Origin of the sequence: Micromonospora fiedleri (assembly GCF_016774385.1) — a bacterium.
Classification (GTDB): Bacteria; Actinomycetota; Actinomycetes; order Mycobacteriales; family Micromonosporaceae; genus Micromonospora; species Micromonospora gifhornensis.
Window position 1 is genome coordinate 449142 of sequence record NZ_JAETXL010000005.1, and the last position, 18722, is coordinate 467863.

15 protein-coding genes are annotated in these 18722 nt (G+C 69.5%); 3 read left to right on the forward strand and 12 right to left on the reverse strand.

The window, feature by feature from the left end; translation table 11 throughout:
• Positions 1-38 precede the first annotated feature (38 nt).
• The 3 genes from sucD to icmB all read right to left on the reverse strand — a co-directional run bounded on the left by sucD (position 39) and on the right by icmB (position 3005).
• Positions 39-926 (reverse strand): succinate--CoA ligase subunit alpha, encoded by an 888-nt coding sequence (gene sucD, locus JMF97_RS16170; RefSeq protein ID WP_203222321.1) that lies wholly within the window; start codon positions 924-926, stop codon positions 39-41.
• A 2-nt stretch (positions 927-928) separates the two neighbouring features.
• On the reverse strand, positions 929-2107 hold the full coding sequence (gene sucC, locus JMF97_RS16175) for an ADP-forming succinate--CoA ligase subunit beta (protein WP_203222322.1): 1179 nt from the start codon (positions 2105-2107) through the stop codon (positions 929-931).
• 493 nt (positions 2108-2600) lie between these two features.
• The gene (gene icmB / locus JMF97_RS16180; RefSeq protein WP_102659603.1) at positions 2601-3005 is read right to left on the reverse strand and encodes a coenzyme B12-dependent isobutyryl CoA mutase small subunit; all 405 of its coding nucleotides are present in this window, start codon (positions 3003-3005) and stop codon (positions 2601-2603) included.
• A 434-nt stretch (positions 3006-3439) separates the two neighbouring features.
• Between icmB and JMF97_RS16185 the strand changes: the two genes are divergently transcribed.
• Positions 3440-4153 carry a M23 family metallopeptidase gene (locus JMF97_RS16185; protein ID WP_013735844.1) on the forward strand — a complete coding sequence of 238 codons (714 nt, stop codon included), beginning with the start codon at positions 3440-3442 and terminating at the stop codon, positions 4151-4153.
• A 277-nt stretch (positions 4154-4430) separates the two neighbouring features.
• Entirely contained in the window at positions 4431-5231 is an 801-nt protein-coding gene (locus tag JMF97_RS16190; RefSeq protein WP_203222323.1) for a M23 family metallopeptidase, read from the forward strand.
• A 12-nt stretch (positions 5232-5243) separates the two neighbouring features.
• Here JMF97_RS16190 and JMF97_RS16195 read toward each other — a convergent pair whose 3' ends face one another.
• Together JMF97_RS16195 and pcrA are read right to left on the reverse strand one after the other, a co-directional pair.
• Positions 5244-6905 (reverse strand): ATP-binding cassette domain-containing protein, encoded by a 1662-nt coding sequence (locus JMF97_RS16195; protein WP_238359443.1) that lies wholly within the window; start codon positions 6903-6905, stop codon positions 5244-5246.
• A 224-nt stretch (positions 6906-7129) separates the two neighbouring features.
• A complete protein-coding gene (pcrA, locus tag JMF97_RS16200) occupies positions 7130-9523 on the reverse strand; it encodes a DNA helicase PcrA (protein WP_203222324.1) in 2394 nt (797 codons plus the stop codon).
• Positions 9524-9890: 367 nt separating this feature from the next.
• On the opposite strand from pcrA, the gene JMF97_RS16205 reads away from it, so the two are divergent.
• Entirely contained in the window at positions 9891-10208 is a 318-nt protein-coding gene (locus tag JMF97_RS16205; protein WP_203222452.1) for a chorismate mutase, read from the forward strand.
• Between the two features lie 152 nt (positions 10209-10360).
• Here the strand turns inward: JMF97_RS16205 and JMF97_RS16210 are convergent, their stop codons facing one another.
• The 7 genes from JMF97_RS16210 to JMF97_RS16240 all read right to left on the reverse strand — a co-directional run bounded on the left by JMF97_RS16210 (position 10361) and on the right by JMF97_RS16240 (position 18535).
• The gene (locus JMF97_RS16210; RefSeq protein ID WP_203222325.1) at positions 10361-11371 is read right to left on the reverse strand and encodes an ABC transporter ATP-binding protein; all 1011 of its coding nucleotides are present in this window, start codon (positions 11369-11371) and stop codon (positions 10361-10363) included.
• Positions 11364-12401, reverse strand: a complete 1038-nt coding sequence (locus tag JMF97_RS16215; RefSeq protein ID WP_203222326.1) for an ABC transporter ATP-binding protein — start codon at positions 12399-12401, stop codon at positions 11364-11366. The genes JMF97_RS16210 and JMF97_RS16215 overlap by 8 nt, the downstream gene beginning before the upstream one ends.
• A 3-nt stretch (positions 12402-12404) precedes the next feature.
• Complete coding sequence (locus tag JMF97_RS16220) at positions 12405-13349, reverse strand: ABC transporter permease (protein ID WP_203222327.1); 945 nt, start codon at positions 13347-13349, stop codon at positions 12405-12407.
• Positions 13350-13499: 150 nt separating this feature from the next.
• Positions 13500-14510: an ABC transporter permease gene (locus tag JMF97_RS16225; protein WP_013735852.1), complete on the reverse strand. Its 1011-nt coding sequence runs from the start codon at positions 14508-14510 to the stop codon at positions 13500-13502.
• Between the two features lie 106 nt (positions 14511-14616).
• Entirely contained in the window at positions 14617-16248 is a 1632-nt protein-coding gene (locus JMF97_RS16230; RefSeq protein ID WP_203222328.1) for a peptide ABC transporter substrate-binding protein, read from the reverse strand.
• Between the two features lie 362 nt (positions 16249-16610).
• Positions 16611-17297 (reverse strand): response regulator, encoded by a 687-nt coding sequence (locus JMF97_RS16235; protein WP_203222329.1) that lies wholly within the window; start codon positions 17295-17297, stop codon positions 16611-16613.
• On the reverse strand, positions 17297-18535 hold the full coding sequence (locus JMF97_RS16240) for a PspC domain-containing protein (RefSeq protein WP_415878021.1): 1239 nt from the start codon (positions 18533-18535) through the stop codon (positions 17297-17299). The genes JMF97_RS16235 and JMF97_RS16240 overlap by 1 nt, the downstream gene beginning before the upstream one ends.
• Positions 18536-18722 lie beyond the last annotated feature (187 nt).

Below are 18722 nucleotides of genomic sequence, written 5' to 3' on the forward strand. Positions count from 1 at the left end.
CCGACCGGTCAGCCCCTCAGCGCGGTTCAGCGGTCCGGTCAGCGGCCGGACATCAGCTCCCGCATCAGCTTGGCGGTCTCGGTCGGCGTCTTGCCGACCTTGACGCCCACCGCTTCCAGCGCGGCCTTCTTGGCGTCGGCGGTGCCCGCCGAGCCGGAGATGATCGCACCGGCGTGACCCATGGTCTTGCCGGGCGGGGCGGTGAAGCCGGCGATGTAGCCGACCACCGGCTTGGTGACGTTGGCCTTGATGAACTCGGCCGCCCGCTCCTCGGCGTCACCACCGATCTCACCGATCATCACGATCGCGTCGGTGTCCGGGTCCGCCTCGAAGGCGGCCAGGGCGTCGATGTGCGTGGTCCCGATGATCGGGTCACCGCCGATGCCGACGCAGGTCGAGAAGCCGATGTCGCGCAGCTCGTACATCATCTGGTAGGTCAGCGTGCCGCTCTTGCTGACCAGGCCGATCCGGCCGGCGCCGGTGATGTCGGCCGGGATGATGCCGGCGTTGGAGGCGCCCGGCGAGGCGATGCCCGGGCAGTTCGGCCCGATGATGCGGGTCCGCTCCCCCTTGGCCACGTTGTACGCCCAGAAGGCGGCGGTGTCGTGCACCGGTACACCCTCGGTGATCACCACGGCCAGCGGGATCTCGGCGTCGATCGCCTCGATGACCGCGCCCTTGGTGAACTGCGGCGGTACGAAGATGACGGTGACGTCGGCGCCGGTCTCCTTCATCGCGTCGGAGACGCTGGCGAAGACCGGCAGCTCGGCACCGTCGAAGTCGACGGTGGTGCCCGCCTTGCGCGGGTTGACGCCGCCGACGACGTTGGTGCCGGCGGCGAGCATCCGCCGGGTGTGCTTGGAACCCTCGGAGCCGGTCATCCCCTGGACGATGACCTTCGAGTCCTTGGTCAGCCAGATTGCCATGATCAGACCCCCGCAGCCGCCAGCTCGGCGGCCCGCTCGGCCGCGCCGTCCATGGTGTCGACCCGCTCGATGAGCGGGTTGTTCGCGCCGTCGAGGATCGCCCGACCGGCCTCGGCGTTGTTGCCATCGAGGCGTACGACAAGCGGCTTGGTGACTTCCTCGCCGCGCTGCTTGAGCAGGTCCAGCGCCTGGACGATGCCGTTGGCGACCGCGTCGCAGGCGGTGATGCCGCCGAAGACGTTGACGAAGACGCTGCGCACCGACGGGTCGGAGAGCACGATCTCCAGACCGTTTGCCATCACCGCGGCGCTCGCGCCACCACCGATGTCGAGGAAGTTGGCCGGCTTGACGTTGCCGTGCCGCTCGCCCGCGTAGGCGACCACGTCGAGGGTCGACATGACCAGACCCGCGCCGTTGCCGATGATGCCGACCTCGCCGTCGAGCTTGACGTAGTTGAGGTCCTTCTCCTTGGCGGCCTGCTCCAGCGGGTCCACGGTGGCCTGGTCGACCAGGGCCTCGTGATCCGGGTGCCGGAAGCCCGCGTTCTCGTCGAGCGAGACCTTGGCGTCCAGCAGCAGCAGCTTGCCGTCCTTGGTCTTGGCCAGCGGGTTCACCTCGACCAGGGTGGCGTCCTCGGCGACGAACGCCTGCCACAGGCCCACCGCGGTCTCGACGACCTGGTCGGCGACCTCGGCCGGGAAGCCGGCCGCCTCGACGATCTCCCGCGCCTTGGCCTCGTCGACGCCCTTGACCGCGTCGATGGGGGCCTTGACGACCTTTTCCGGGGTGTCGGCGGCGACCTGCTCGATGTCCATGCCGCCGGCCACGCTGGCGATGCAGAGGAAGGTGCGGTTCGCCCGGTCGAGCAGGTACGAGAAGTAGTACTCCTCGGCCACGTCGGCGGTCACCGTGATCATGACCTTGTGGACCGTGTGACCCTTGATGTCCATGCCGAGGATGTCGGTGGCGCGGGCCACCGTCTCCTCCGCGCCCTCGGCCAGCTTGACGCCACCGGCCTTGCCTCGGCCGCCGACCTTCACCTGTGCCTTGACGACCACCCGGCCGCCGAGGCGTTCGGCGATCGCGCGGGCCTCCTCTGGGGTCGTAGCGACGCCGCCGGCGAGCACGGGCAGGCCGTGCCGCTCGAACAGGTCCCGCCCCTGGTATTCGTACAGGTCCACGATTGCGCGTCCCGTCCCGTCTCTGCGGCGCACCGTCGCGCCGCCACCAGCGTATGGAAAGAAAACAGTGCGATGCCTGACATCAGTGGAAGTTGAAACAGGCCATTGGGCGCAGCCTAGCGATGGCGGCACGGCGGGCAACCGAGCGGGTGCGCGGTGTGCGGTAATCCACAACCCTCGTGGACGCCGCCGGCAGCCTGCGGCAGGACCCCACGGCAAGGTCACCCGAACGAGCGATCCTGCCAGCTCGGGCAGGGATCTCGGCGATGGTGCGTAACCCCGCCGGAAGGGCGTCGTTGAGTCTGATGTCGGCGCGCTGGAAGGCGCGAGGACACGAAAGCGGCCGATGCCCTGTCGGTCGAGGGGTGGCGGCGGGGCATCGTGCATAGAGGGGCCGGACGTGTGAGGGGTGCGTCCGGCCCCTCACTCTGTGTACCCTCAAGCCGTCGTACGCCGTGATGATTCGACGGCGTACGACCAGCCGGTCGGGAACTCAGCTCACCGGCTGCGCGACGTTCTCCCGGACCCACTCCACGATGGACTGAGTGGTCGCGCCCGGGGTGAAGATCTTGGCCACGCCCAGCTGCGTCAACTCCGGCAGGTCGGCGTCCGGGATGATGCCACCGCCGAAGACCACGATGTCCCGGGCGTCGCGCTCGTCGAGCAGTTCGATCACCCGCCGGAAGAGCGTCATGTGCGCGCCGGAGAGCACCGACAGACCGACGGCGTCCGCGTCCTCCTGGATCGCGGTCTCCACGATCTGTTCCGGCGTCTGGTGCAGGCCGGTGTAGATGACCTCCATGCCGGCGTCACGCAAGGCGCGGGCCACCACCTTGGCGCCACGATCGTGGCCGTCCAAGCCCGGCTTGGCGACGACGACCCGAACACGAGAGCTCATCTGCGCATCCCTTTCACCGGCTCCGCGGCAATCACCTGAACGAACGGTAACCCGCGCGGACGAGCCCGGGAAACCGGGGCGAGCATCACAGTGGCCACGGCGGGCACTCGGCGACATCGGCGCACCCCGAATCGCCATGACCGATGCCGGACGAGTCAAGGAGGACGACTCAGCCGATCGGTCACGGTGCGCTACGAACGGACGATAACCGGGGCACCCTGTCGTGACCCAAAGGCCTGACAATCAGGGACGGAAAGGGACAGAATGGAGCAGCGAGTTCGGCGCTCCGGCTTGTGACTCGCCTGACGGTTGGCTACCGTGTCCACGGTTGTCATCAGGTCTACGGACGGGTGACGACGCGGAACCAGCCACACTCGGACCTCGGTCCGGGTGCGGGCCAGGCCGCATCGGAACCCCGACAACGGAGGGTATGCGTGCGCCAGCGCCTGTCGTCTGAGCCCGATAGATATCGCGGCCGCCGTCGCGTACCCACCCCCCCACGCAGCCGCTACGCCGCGGTCGTCACCACCGCCTTCGTCGGCGCCGGTGTGGTGGCCCTGGGCGCGGGAGCGCTGCCGGACGCCAAGAGCGTCAACCCGTCCGTGCTGGACGAGCTCAAGCAGGCGTCGATCAGCAGCCAGGGCGCGGCGGACCGGGCCGACGCCGCCGAGCGCGCATCCCGCGACGGCCGAGGCGCCTCGGAGATCGTCGCCGACTCCGGCGTCTGGCTGCTCCCCCTTCAGGGCTACGACTTCAATTCGCCGTACGGCATGCGCTGGGGCAAGCTGCACACCGGCATCGACCTGGTCGCGCCGGAGGGCACCCCGTACGTCGCCATCCACGAGGGCAAGGTCACCAAGGCGGGCTGGTTCGGCGGCTACGGCTACGCCGTCATCGTCCAGCACGCCGACGGCAGTGAGGCGATCTACGGCCACTCCTCGGCGCTGAGCGTCCGCGAGGGCCAGCAGGTCAAGGCCGGCGACCAGCTCGGTCTGGTCGGCAACACCGGCCACTCGTACGGCTCCCACCTGCACCTGGAGGTCCATGTCAAGGGCCAGCCGCTGGACCCGGTGCCGTGGCTCCAGGAGCGCGGAGTGGACATCAAGCTGCAGGTCGAGGCAATTTACAGCGAGGTAGCCGACTCCTGACCGCCAGTAAGGCCCGATGACCGCCCGGATCGCACGATCCGGGCGGTTTTGTCTGTGCGCCCCGGCAGCAAAGTGTCCCATCTCACAGCAGTGACTGTGGCGGATGCCACAGCACCTGCCGGCAGCGGATCCGGTCAGTCGACCGCAGCGCCGGACAGAACCGGACAGCCACCCGGCGGTGCCGCACCGGCCCGTCCACCCCCGGTACCCACCGCACCGCGGATCGACACCAGGATTTCGAGGTCACGTGCCACTTCGATCCCCGTGAGGTCCGCCCGTGCAGGACGACAGCTCCACCCCGTACCGGAAGATCCCCGACGCTCCGGCGCGACACCGACGTCAGGTCGGCTGGCGCGACCGCGGCCTGGTCATCGGCGCGGTCGCGCTGGTCGGCCTCGGCGGTGTCGCCGTGGCGACCCGCGACGGCCAACCCACACCGAGCCCGGTCTCGCTCGACGCGCAGGCCGAGGCCGAGGCCGCCCGCGTCGACGCCGCCGCCCGGGCCGACCGGTCGGCCCGCGACCTCGTCGCCCCCAGCGCGACGAACAGCCCGACGCCGACCCCGTCGGCGAGCGCCAGCCCGACGGCCAAGCCCAGCCCGAAGGCCACCAAGTCCGCCAAGGCCACGGCGAAGGCGACCAGGAGCGCGACACCGAAGGCCACCAAGAGCGCGGCCTCGGGCTGGGTGATTCCGATGGCGGGTGCCGCCATCACCTCGTGCTACGGCCCCCGCTGGGGCACCCTGCACGCCGGTATCGACTTCGCCCTGCCGGCCGGCACCCCCGTCCGTGCCGCGTTCGGCGGCACCGTCACCAAGGCCGGTGACGTCGGCGACGGCTACGGCATCTCCGTCGTCATCGACCACGGCAACGGCTACCTCACCCACTACGCCCACCTGAGCACCGCCCGGGTGAGCGTGGGCGAGAAGGTCAGCACCGGGCAGACCATCGGCCTGGAGGGCTCCACCGGCGACTCGACCGGTCCGCACCTGCACTTCGAGGTGCACCAGGGGCAGATGTGGAACCAGATCGACCCGGCGCCCTTCCTGCGCGCCCGCGGCATCAACGTGGCCTGCTGACCGGTCAAGGCGTCAGGGCACCTCCGGCGGGTCGGCGAGCGACAGGACGGGCCAGTCGGCGAGGTCGACGAGCATCTGCCGGTCATGGGTGGCGACGACCACGGCCGCCGAGGTCTCCCGCAGGGCGGCGGTCATCTCGTCGACAAGCGGTGCCGACAGGTGGTTGGTGGGCTCGTCGAGGATCAGCAGGTCCGGCCGTTCGGCGAGTCGCAGCGCGAGGTTCAACCGGCGTTGCTGCCCCTGGGACATCCGCCCCACCGGGGTCCGCAGGGCCTCCCGGTCGAGCAGGTTGGTCGCGGTCAGCGGCAGCCGGTCCCGGTCGCCGAGTCGCCCCGCGGACTGGAGTCGGCCGACGTACCGGTCGTACAACTCGTGCGCGAGGACGTCCGACGGCCAGTCCGGCACCTCCTGCCCGAGCAACGCGACCCGGGCCTGCGGCAGGTGACGGACCTCGCCGGTGGACGGTTCGAGCTGCCTGGCCAGCACCGCGAGCAGCGTCGACTTGCCCGCCCCGTTGGGGCCGGTCACCAGCAGCCGGTCCCCGCCGTCGATGGTGAGGGTGACGGCGCGCCGCAGCCGCCCGGTCACCGTGACGGCGGCGCAGCGCAGGATCGGTGACCCCGTCCGGGTGCCGAGTGCGGGCCAGCGCAGTCGCAGCGGCGGCTGCGGCACGGTCAGCTGGTGGGCCGCGAGGTCCTCCTGCCGGCGCCGCAGTGCCTGGACGACACCGGGGGCGCGGGACTGGCGCTGGTGTTTGCCGTGGCCTTTCTCCGGACGCCAACCCGTGCTCAGCCGTTGCTGCGCCTCGTTCACCGCCTCGGCCAGCCGCTGATGCTCGACCTGCTGCGCCTCGTACTCCCGTTCCCAGCGTTCGCGTTCCCGACGCCGCCCCTCCTGCCAACCGGCGTACCCGCCGGCGAACAGCCGCGGTCGGCCGTCCTCGCTGGGGTCGAGGTCCAGGAACTCCACGGCCACGTCGCGCAGCAGCGCCCGGTCGTGCGTCACGACCACGACCCCGCCCGGATGCTCGCGCAACCGTGCGGTGAGAAACGCCAGGCCATTGGCGTCGAGGTGGTTGGTCGGCTCGTCCAGCATCAGCAGGTCGTAGCGCGCCCCCAACAGGCAGGCCAGGCGGACCCGGTAACGCTGACCGACCGAGAGCGTGGCCAGCGGACGCTGCCGGTCGGTGCAGGCGTCCAGCCCGGCCAGCGCCACGTCGACGCGCCGCTCGGCGTCCCAGGCGTCGAGTCGGGTGGCCGCGTCGAGCGCGGTGGCGTAGGCGTCCGCCGCGCCGGCCAGCCCCTCGGTCAGCGCCGCCGTGGCGTCGTCGAGCGCCCGCAACGCGCGGCGGGACTCGCGGGTCGCGGCCGCGACGAGGGTGCCGACCGTCTCGCCGTCGCGTGCCTGGAGCGCCTGCTCGGCCAGGCCGATCGTGCCGGCCCGGTCCACCGTGCCCTGATCAGGTGCCGACAATCCGGCCAGTACGTGCAGCAGCGTCGTCTTGCCCCGGCCGTTCTCGCCGACGATGGCCAGGCGGGACCGGGCCGAAACGGTCACGCTGACGTCGGACAGCACGACCCGCCCACCGCGTACCACCCGGATGCCGTCCGCCCGTACGTGCGCCCGGTGGCCTGCCGGCAGCTGGCCGGCGGGATGCAACTTACTCATGCTCATGTGTCTGCTCTTCGGCTCGTCATGGAGCCGGGCAGCACGAAGACGCCGCCCGGCGGGAACACCAGGACGGCGGAACAGAGCTCGCTCAGGAAAAGCCGGTCAACCCTGCCGCCGTCAGCGGCGGAACCAGGGCTTCATCGAGAAGGCGCACGAGTGCATGCTCCGACGATAGCGCAGCCGGAGCGGCTCCGGTGCCCGGTGGTGATCAGCGACGGTCGGCGGGCTCAGAGCTTGTCGATGGGGGCGTGCCGCAGCACCAGCCAGAGCGTCTGGTCACCGAAGTCGATCTGCGCTCGGGCGCTCGGGCCGTGCCCCTCCACGGTGACCACCCGGCCCAGGCCGTACCGCTGGTGGTTGACCCGGTCCCCGGCGACGACCTTCGGCCCCTGCGGCAGTTCGCTCGCGGTGGCCAGGCGGCTGCCGTCCACGCCGAGCTTGCGCGCCAACTGCACCGCCCGGGGCGTACCCCCGGAGAAGGTGCCGCGCCCGCCGGGTGTGCGCTCCGCGCGACCACCCACGCCGCCGCCACCGCCACCCCACGAGGTGTACGACCCCTCGGTGCGCTCCCAGCGCACCAGCTCCGGCGGCAACTCCTCGACGAACCGCGACGGCGGGTTGTAGGACGGCTGCCCCCAGGCCGACCGGGTCACCGCCCGGGAGAGGTAGAGCCGCTGCCGGGCGCGGGTGATGCCGACGTACGCCAGCCGACGCTCCTCCTCCAGCTCCCGGGTGTCGCCGAGCGACCGCAGGTGTGGGAAGACGCCGTCCTCCAGCCCGGTCAGGAAGACCACCGGGAACTCCAGGCCCTTGGCGGTGTGCAGGGTCATCAAAGTGACCACGCCCTGGTGGTCCGGGTCGTCGGTCGGCACCTGGTCGGCGTCGGCGACCAGCGCGACCTGCTCCAGGAAACCGGCCAGGGTGGCCCGCTCCCCCTCCTCGCCGGTCGACTCGATCCGCTCGGTGTACTCGCGGGCGACGCTGACGAGTTCCTGGAGGTTGTCCACCCGCCCGGCGTCCTGCGGGTCGAGGCTCTCCTCCAGCTCGGTCAGGTATCCCGAGCGGGTCAGCACCGCCTCCAGCACCTCTTCCGGGGTGCCGTCGACAGCCAGCTCCCGGGCGGAGTCGAGCAGCGCCACGAAGTCGGCGATGCCGTTCGCCGCCCGGCTGGAGATGCCCGGCGCGTCCTTGGCCCGGCGCAACGCGGCACCGAACGAGATCCGGTCCCGGCTGGCCAACGCCTCCACGCACGCCTCGGCCCGCTCGCCGATGCCCCGGCGCGGGGTGTTGAGGATGCGGCGCAGGCTGACCGTGTCGTCGTCGTTGACCACCGCGCGCAGGTAGGCCAGCGCGTCCCGGACCTCCTTGCGCTCGTAGAAGCGCACCCCGCCGACGACCTTGTACGGCAGGCCGACCCGGATGAACACCTCCTCGAAGACCCGGGACTGGGCGTTGGTGCGGTAGAAGACCGCCACGTCGCCCGGTCGGGTCTCGCCGTCGTCGACCAGCCGGTCGATCTCCCGGGCCACCCAGTCGGCCTCGGCGTGCTCGGTGTCGGCGACGTACGCGACGATCGGCTCACCCGTGCCGGCGTCGCTCCACAGCCGCTTCGGCTTACGGGAGGTGTTGCGGTCGATCACCGCGTTCGCGGCGTTCAGGATGGTCTGGGTGGAGCGGTAGTTCTGCTCCAGCAGGATGGTGCGGGCGTCGGCGAAGTCGCGCTCGAACTCCAGGATGTTGCGGATCGTCGCGCCCCGGAAGGCGTAGATCGACTGGTCCGCGTCGCCGACCACGCACAGCTCGGCCGGTTCGAGCCCTTCGGTGCCGGAGACCAGCTCCTTGATCAGGACGTACTGCGCGTGGTTGGTGTCCTGGTACTCGTCGACCAGGACGTGCCGGAACCGGCGCCGGTAGGTCTCGGCGACGTGCGGATGCGACTGGAGCAGATGCACCGTCGTCATGATCAGATCGTCGAAGTCGAGGGCGTGTGCCTCGCGCAGCCGCCGCTGATAGAGCGTGTACGCCTCGGCCAGCGCCCGCTCGTTGGGCCCGGAGGCGCGGGCGGCGAAGGCCTCCGGATCGACGAGCTCGTTCTTCAGGTTGGAGACCTGGGCGGCCAGCCCCCGAGCCGGGTAGCGCTTGGGGTCGAGATCCAGCTCGCGGGCGACCATCTGCATCAGCCGGCGGGAGTCGTCGGCATCGTAGATCGAGAAGGTCGACTTCAGACCGGCGTGCTCGTGCTCGGCCCGCAGGATTCGGACACAGGCCGAGTGGAAGGTGGAAACCCACATCAGCCGGGCGCGCGGCCCGACCAGTTTGGCCACCCGCTCCTTCATCTCACCGGCGGCCTTGTTGGTGAAGGTGATCGCGATGATCTCGCCGGGATGCACGTCCCGGGCGGCGAGCAGGTAGGCGATCCGGTGGGTCAGCACCCGGGTCTTGCCCGAGCCCGCGCCGGCGACGATCAACAGCGGCGATCCCGCGTGCGTGACCGCGTCCCGTTGCGGACCGTTGAGGCCCTCCACCAGTTGCAACGGGTCGAGGCGGCCCGGCGCGGCGACCCGGCGCGGCGGCGGCTCGGGCGCGGGCGAGGACACGGGGATGTCGAAGAGAGGATGCATCGCAGAGCGAGTCTATGCCGCCGGCCCGACACCGCCCGCCTTGGCGGTGTCGCAGCGCTCCCCACTGCACCGGGCCGGGCCGCTGACAGCCGCGTTCTCGCAGCGTGTGACGGTCGTTCGCTTGCGCACCGCCCGACGCGGGCGGCATACTCGACGACATGTTCGATCAGCGCTTCTACTTTTACTACGGCACCGGGAGTCCGGCTGCCGTAGGTCGCGCCTGATCAATCAGACCTACGAAAGCCCCGGGCTCACGGAGCCCGGGGCTTTTTTCGTCCCGGGATCCGGGCAGCGGGCACCAGACTCTGAGAGGTACCCGAAGATGTCAGACGTGATGGAACAGAGTGGCGTCCCGGCCGGTTCCGGCATGGCCCCCGACCGCACCGGGGCGGCCGGCACACCCGACTCGGCGGAGCCGGGTACCGGAACCACGGAGCCGATGGCCGCGGCCCGGATCGTCGAGATCCGGACCCGGATCGACGAGATCGACCGAACGCTCATCGAGTTGTGGCAGGAACGGGCCGAACTGTCCCGTGAGGTGGGCGCGACCCGGATGGCCTCCGGCGGCACCCGGCTGGTGCTCTCCCGCGAGCAGGAGATCCTGGAGCGGTTCCGCAGCGCCCTCGGGGCCGACGGCACCCAGCTCGCCCTGCTGCTGCTGCGCGCCGGCCGTGGGCCGCTCTGACCGGCCGCGCCCGCGCCGACCGCGTAGTGCTCGGCGATACAGGAATCCGGGACGCCGGCCGCTGGTGACGGCCGACGCCCCGGATCACTGAGGAGGCACTTACCCTTACCGCCGATCCCGTACGGATGGTCGGGGCGGCGGCGTCTGTGCGGCTACTCCGTCGCGTGCACCACGTCGCGTACCTCGGCGAAGTGGCAGGCGCTCGGGTGGCCGGACTTGTCCCGAACCTCCAACAGCGGCTCCTGCTCGGCGCAGATGTCCTGAGCCTTCCAGCAGCGGGTGCGGAACCGGCAACCCGACGGCGGGTTGGCCGGCGAGGGCACGTCGCCGGTGAGCACGATCTGGTCGCGCTGCCCACGCAGCGTCGGGTCCGGCACCGGCACCGCCGACAGCAGCGCCTGGGTGTACGGATGCGTGGGCGTCTCGTAGATCTCGTCCTCGGTGCCGACCTCGACGATCTTGCCGAGGTACATCACCGCGACCCGGTCGGCGATGTGCCGGACCACGGACAGGTCGTGGGCGATGAAGATGTACGACAGACCCAGCTCGTTCTGGAGCTTCTCCAGCAGGTTGATCACCTGGGCCTGGATGGAGACGTCCAGCGCCGACACCGGCTCGTCACAGAGGATGATCTCCGGGTTGAGCGCCAGGGCCCGGGCGATGCCGATGCGCTGCCGCTGACCGCCGGAGAACTGGTGCGGGTACCGGTTGATGTGGTCGGGGTTGAGACCGACCAGCTCCAGCAGTTCCTGCACCTTGCCCCGCCGCTGCCCCTTGGGCACCACGTCCGGGTGCACCTCGAACGGCTCGCCGATGATGTCACCGACGGTCATCCGGGGGTTCAGCGAGGTGTACGGGTCCTGCATGACCAGCTGGATGTTGCGCCGGCCCCGTCGCCGTTCCTCGGCGCCGACCCTGGCCATGTTGCGGCCCTGCACGAACAGGTCACCGGAGGTCGGCGTCTCCAGCCCGACCAGCATCCGGGCCAGGGTCGACTTGCCGCAGCCGGACTCGCCGACGACACCGAGGGTCTCCCCTCGGCGCAGTTGCAGGTTGACGCCGTCGACGGCCCGCACCGCGCCGATCTGCTTCTTGAAGACGATCCCCTGGGTCAGCGGGAAGTGCTTCACCAGGTCGCGGGTCTCCAGCACGTAGTCACTCATCGCCCTTGACCTCCTTCCAGAAGTGGCAGGCCGACGTACGGCTCGGCGTCACCTGATACAGCGGCGGCCCCGGGTTCTGGCGGCAGACGTCCTGTGCGTACCGGCAGCGGGGGTTGAAGGCGCAGCCCGGCGGGATGTTGGTCAGCGCCGGGGGCAGGCCCTTGATGGCGCTGAGTTCCTGGCCCTTGAGGTCCAGGCGCGGGATCGACTCCAACAGACCCTTGGTGTACGGGTGGGCCGGGCTGGCGTAGATGTCGTTCACGCCGGCTTCCTCGATGACCCGACCGGCGTACATGACCGAGATCCGGTCCGCCACGTCGGCGACCACACCCATGTCGTGGGTGATCAGCACCAGGGCCATGTTCCGCTCCTGCTGGAGCTCGGCCAGCAGGGCCATGATCTGGGCCTGCACGGTCACGTCCAACGCGGTGGTCGGCTCGTCGGCGATCAGCACCTCGGGGTCGAGCGCCAGCGCCATCGCGATCATCACGCGCTGCCGCATGCCCCCGGAGAACTGGTGCGGGTAGTCGTTCACCCGCTGCTTCGCCGCCGGGATCTTGACCAGGTCGAGCAGCTCGACGGCGCGGGCCTTGGCGTCCTGGCGGGACATGCCCCGGTGCTTGCGGAACAGCTCGGCGAGCTGGAACCCGACGGTGAAGACCGGATTCAGCGCGGACAACGCGTCCTGGAAGATCATCGCGATCCGGTTGGCCCGGACCTTGCGGCGCTGCGCCTCGGGCAGCTTGAGCAGGTCGACACCCCGGTAGAGGATCTCTCCACCGGTGATGAACCCGGGCGGGCTGTCCAGGATGCCCATGATCGCCTGAGCGGTCACGCTCTTGCCGCAGCCCGACTCGCCGAGGATCGCCCGGGTCTCGCCGGCCCGCACGTCGAAGCTCACCCCGTTGACCGCGTGGGCGATGCCGTTACGGGTACGGAACTCCACCTGAAGGTTCTTGACCTCCAGTGGCAGCGCGTTCGGGTCCAGGCCCGGCAGCGCGTCCAACTTGACGTTCACATCAGTGCTCATGCCTCACCGGAACTTCGGGTCGAGGGCGTCACGCAGGGCGTCACCCATGAGGATGAAGGACAGCACCGTGCCGATCAGCAGGCCGCAGGGGAAGAGCAGCAGCCACGGATCCTCCAGGAAGTAGACCTGGTGGACCGAGATCATGATGCCCCACGACTGGGCCGGCGGCTGGAGCCCGACACCGAGGAAGGTGAGCGTGGCCTCCGCGGCGACGAACGAGCCGAGCACGATGGTGGCGTACACCAGCATCGGGGCGATCGCGTTCGGCAGGATGTGCCGGAACATCAGCCGCGAGTTGCGGGCACCGACCGCCTTCGCCGCGTGCACGTAGTCCAGATCCTTCGAGGAGATCACGCTGCCTCGGATGATCCGGGCGATGGTCGGCCAGGCCAGCAGGAACAACACCATCGTGATGGTCCAGATGTTCTGCCGCTTGATCACGGTCAGGAACACGATCGCGCCGAGCAGGAACGGCAGCGAGAAGAAGATGTCCATGATGCGCGAGATGATCGCGTCGACCCAGCCACCGTAGTAGCCGGCCAGCAGACCGAGCAGGCCGCCGACGATCACGATGGCGGAGGTCGCCATCACCGCGATCACCATCGAGGGCCGGGCGCCGTAGATGGCGTGCGAGTAGTAGTCGCAACCCAGGATGTCGTACCCGAAGGGGTGCTCCCAGCTCGGCGAGATCCGAGACCGGTCGGTGCTGCAGTTACGCGGGTCCTGGCTGGTCCAGAGCCACGGGAAGGCGGCCATCGAGCCGACCGCGAGGATGTAGAGGGAGGCGATCACGAAGACCGGGTCGCGGACCAGCTGCCGCCGGGCATCCGCCCACAGGCTGGCACTGCGCTCCTTGCCGCTGCCGCCGGTCGTGGCCTCCGTCGTCGGGCCGTCACCGCCGACCGGCGCGCCGCCGACGGCCGCACCCGCACTCGTCAGGTCGCTCATGCCGGCACCCCGCTTCGCTCCGCGCCGCCATGAGGCACCGCCACACTGAGCTTGATGATCCGCTCACTCATGTCCACACCTCGTTTCGCTCCAGCCGGCCACCGGAGGCGGTCGGATGCCCGTACGGTCCGCGTCGTCACCACGATTCGGTCACTCATAGCGGATCCTCGGGTCGAGCACGGCGTACAGGAGGTCGACCAGCAGGTTGGCGACCAGGACGACCAGCACGAGCATGGTCACCACACCGACCACGACTGACGATTCGCCGGTACGGGCGGAGAAGGTCACCAGTCGACCGATGCCGGGAACGTTGAAGATCGTTTCCGTGACCACCGCACCGGCCATCGCCGCACCGATGTCGACGCCGAGGAAGGTGATCACCGGAATCAGCGAGTTGCGCAGCGTGTGCACGCCGATGACCCGCTTGTTCGTCAGCCCCTTGGCCTTGGCGGTCCGGACGTAGTCGGCCCGGATGTTCTCCATGATGCTGGTCCGGGTCAGCCGAGCCGTGGTGGCCAGCGAGACCGCACCGAGGACCATGCCGGGAATGATCAAGCTGGCGAACGGATAGTCGGGCTTGAAGCCGGGGGTGAACACTCCGACGGAGATCAGGTCAGGGATCCAGTCCTGGCCTCGCAGGATGTTACCGAACTTGACGCCGACGAACTCCCGCACCACCACGCCGAGCACGAAGATCGGCACCGAGATGATGAAGACCGTGCTGATCTTGACCATGTAGTCGAGGAAGCTGCCGCCGCGCAGACCGGCCAGCACACCGGCGGCGATACCCACGACCGCCTCGAAGACGATCGCGATCACCAGCAGCTTGAGGGTGAACGGGATGGCGTCGGCCACCAACTCCGTCACCGGACGCTGACGCAGGTTGATGCCGAAATCGAAGTGGAAGAAGATGTTCTGGAGCCGGTCCAGGAAGAGCCCGAAACAGGGGTTGCCCTTCTGGTCGAGGCATGGGTCACCGTAGCCGAGTCGCTCGGTGATCGCCTGCAACAGCGCGGGCGGCGGGGTCCGGTCACCGAAGATCGCCCGGACCGGGTTCCCACTGAACTGGATCGCCAGCGAAGTCATGTAGTGGAGCAGGAACATGGTGCCCAGCACGGTGGGAATGAACTGGAGCAACCGTCGAATGACGTAGCGCCCCATCTCGGGGTCTCCTCTCGGCGCTGACGTGGCGGCAACGATCACCCTGGTGAGGTGACCGTTACCGCCACGTCGTATTACGGCTGGGTCAGGAGCCTGAAGCTCACTTCTACTTCAGAGAGGTCGCTGCGTAGTCCGCGTCGGAAACGGCGTTCCAGACGAACTGGTCGACGTTCTCGCTGTAGAGGGCACCAACCTTGTTGAACCACATCGGGATGACCGGCAGGTCCTCACCGACCAGGTCCTCCGCCTTCTGGTAGGACGGGATCGCGGCCTGGATCGAGTCGGCCGAGTCACCCTCCTTCATCGCGGCGTCGAACTCCGGGTTGCTGTAGGTCGAGTTGTTGCTGCCCGAGCCGGTGCCGTACAGCGGGTAGAGGAAGGTCTCCATGAACGGGTAGTCCGGGCCCCAGCCGAGCCGGAATCCACCGGTGAACTTCTTCTGGTCGGCAGTCTCGAGGTACTCGGCGAACTGCAGGTTGACCTTCAACTCGTAGTCGATACCCAGGGCTTCCTTGATCTGGTCACCGACGGCCTGCAGCCACTGGTCGTGACCGGCACCGGCGTTGGCCCACAGGATCAGCTTCTGACCGGCCGGCCAGCCGCCAGCCTCGGCGAGCAGCTGCTTGGCCTTCTCGACGTCCTTCTTGCAGTACTTGCAGACGTCGGCGCGGGCACCCTCGAAGGTCGGGGCGACGAAGCCGGTGGCCGGGGTGAACCGGCCGTCGAAGACGGCGTCGATGATCGACTGGCGGTCGATCGACAGCGAGAGCGCCTGACGGATCCGCTTGTCCTTGAAGTTGTCCTGGTACAGCGGCATGCCGACGTAGGTGAAGCTGTCACCCGGCTGCTCGTACATGCGGTCGCCGTAGGTGGCCTTGGCCTCCTTGTAGCGGGCCGGCGGCACGGTGTACATCACGTCCAGCTCGCCGGCCTGGAAGGCGGCGTAACCGGCGTCGACGTCGGCGAAGATGCGGTACTCGATGCGGTCCGGCTTGCCGGGCTCACCCTTCCAGGTGTCGCTGCGAACCACGTTGATCGCAACGTTGTGCTGCCAGCTGCCGTCCATCTTGTACGGGCCGTTACCGATCGGCTTCTCGTTGCAGGCCGCGATGTCGGCGACGCACGCCTCGGCCATCGGGAAGAAGCCCGGGTAGCCGATGGTGGTCGGGAAGCCGGAGAACGGAGCCTCCAGCTCGACGGTGAAGGTCAGGTCGTCGACCTTCTTGAGGCCGGAGAGCTCCTTGGCCTTCGGCTCCGGGGCCTTCTGCGGGCCGTCGCCGTCCGGGTCGGCGGACTGGACGTCCTTGATCCCGGCGATGCGCTTCATGAAGTAACCGTTGTTCTGGGCGTTCGGGCTGTAGGCCGCGAAGTTCCAGGAACGGATGAAGGCGTCGGCGTTGACGGGCTCGCCGTTGTCGAAGGTGTAGCCGCTCTTGATCTTGATGGTCCAGAGCTTCTGGTCGTCCGACTCGACCGACTCGGCCAGGTCCATCTCGACAGCGGAGGTCTGGGCGTTGTACTTCACCAGACCGCGGAAGAGCGAACGGATCACGTACAGCGACGGCTCGTCGTCACCACCGGAGGGCGTCAGGAACGCCGGCTCCGCGTTGTAGACGCGCAACGTGCCACCGGTGGAGGCGGCGTCGTCGTTGTCGTTGTCGCTACCGCCGCCGCAGGCGGTGGCCAACATGGCGGTGGCGGTCGCCGCGACCGCCACCTTCAGGAATTTCCCGCGCATGGGAGTGCCTCCTCAGGGCGCTCGGCTCACGAGGGGGTTGTGAGGTGCCTGCCACTGTGACACTCGATGCGCCCAGGCCGGAAGGCGTGTTATCAAGCCGATACCCGCCCGGGACGGTGCCGACATCCACCTGGAGGCGAATTCATGTCACCCCAGACGCATGGTATGACCTGCCCGTCAACAGCTTTTCGCGCCCGAACGGGGGATTGGCAGCGGGGCGTTGTTGATCTCTGTGATGGCGGGAAATCAGAACGTGAGTCCGGCCACTTGTAGCCGCAGCCTACCCGAAAGTAGGAGGTGGCAGCCAGACGTGACGGCACACAGACCACCCGGGTGATCGATCCCCCGGCCCCGCCGATCAGTCAGACGAGTCGCCGGTCCGCCGCCCACCGGGACAGCTCGTACCGGTTGGACATCTGGAGCTTGCGCAACACGTTCGAGACGTGCGTCTCCACCGTCTTGATCGAGATGTAGAGCTCCCGGGCGATCTCCTTGTACGCGTACCCACGGGCCAGCAGCCGCAGCACCTCGCGTTCCCGGTTGGTCAGCTGGTCCAGCTCGGGATCCGCGACCGGGGCGTCCGGGCGGGCGGCGAAGGCGTCCAGCACGAAGCCGGCCAGCCGCGGGCTGAACACCGCGTCCCCGTCGGCCACCCGGCGGATCGCCGCGGCCAGCTCGTCCGGGGAGATGGTCTTGGTCACGTAGCCGCGGGCACCGGCCCGGATCAGCCCGATCACGTCCTCCGCGGCGTCGGAGACGCTGAGCGCCAGGAAACGCACCTGTGGGTGGCTGCGCCGCATCGCCTCCAGCACCGCCCGACCGCCGCCGTCCGGCATGTGTACGTCGAGCAGGACGACGTCGGGTTCGGCGGCGGCGATCCGGCTGACCGCCTCGGCCACCGTGCTCGCCTCGCCGACCACCTCGACGTGTGCCCCCAGCTCAGCGCGGACGCCGGCCCGGAACATGGCGTGGTCGTCGACCAGAAACACCCGCAACCGCTGCGCTCCGGCGTCGTTCGGCTCCACCGGTGGCGTCGACTGCTCAGCCATCATCTGTCCCTCTCCGCAGTGGCCGAGTCCCGGGCGATCGGCAAGATCAACCGGACCTCGGTCCCCTCCCCCGGCCGGGAGCGGATCTCCGCCCGGCCGCCGTGCCGCTTCATCCGTCCGATGATCGAGCCTCGGACCCCGTGCCGGTGATCCTCCACGGTATCCGGGTCGAACCCGGCACCCCGGTCCCGTACGAAGACACTGACCTGGTCGGGTTCGACCTCGGCGTACAGCGAGACGGTCTGCACCCCGGCGTGCCGGGCGGCGTTCACCAGCGCCTCGCGGGCGGCGGCGACCAACGCGCCCACCCGCTCGTCGGTCTCCCGGTCGCCGACCACCACCGCCTCGACCGTGATCGCGAAGGTGTCCTCGACCTCGGCCGCCGCCTGCTCCAGTGCGGCCGCGAAGCGTTCCGTCGGCGACGCGGTGGGCTTGTAGAGCCAGTTGCGCAACGAGCGCTCCTGGCCCCGGGCGAGCCGCTGCACCATCTTGACGTCACTGGCGTTGCGCTGGATCAACGCCAGGGTGTGCAGCACCTGGTCGTGTACCATGGCCGCCAGCTCGGCCCGCTCCTGCTCGCGGATGCGGCCCTCCCGCTCCGACCGGAGCTGGTTCCAGGTCCGCCAGAGCACCGGCGCGGCCACCACTCCCACCCCGGCCAACCCGACCAGGGCGAAGATGACCCCGTTGACCACGGCATCGAGGTTCTGGGCCGGGGAGTACACGGCAGCGACCCCGATGATGCCGACCGCGACCAGCACCCCACCACCGACGAAGCGGAGCACGAAGGCCCGCCGGTCGCTCTCCTCGACCACCGCGCTGAGCCACGGCACCGGCATCGACTCGTTCCACTGACGCCGCCGCTCCGGCCCGGACTGGTGCCATATCACTCCGGCGCCGACCGCGATGATCGCGACCAGCCAGCCGGCCGTGCCGGCCACCCCGACCGAGTCGAAGACCAACACCTGGATCAGCAGTACGCCCAGCCCGATCGCCACGAACGGCAGCAGTTGGGTGACGTCCCGACGCGGTGGCGCCGCGGTGTCACCGGGACGCAGCGGAACGACGGCCCAGAAGGCGGCGTACAGCAGCAGACCGAGGCCGCTCAGGCCGAGCAGCACCATGAAGGCGACCCGGACCCGGACCACCGGGACGCCGAGGTGCTCGGCGATGCCGGCGGCCACCCCGGCGGCCATGCGGTCCTTCGGGTCTCGGTAGAGACGGGGTGGCTGACTCACGGTACTGATCACGGACTCCCTGGGCAGGACCTGCGCCGGATGCGGTGGGGTTCCGGCCCAGGTTGATCGTCACATGCAGGGGGAACAGCCGACCACGGGGACGCCCCGGAGATTGCGGGGCGCAGGATCTCAGGGTGGGGTCAGGGTCGCATCCGGAGGTCGTTCAGGCATCGAGCCGCGCAGGATC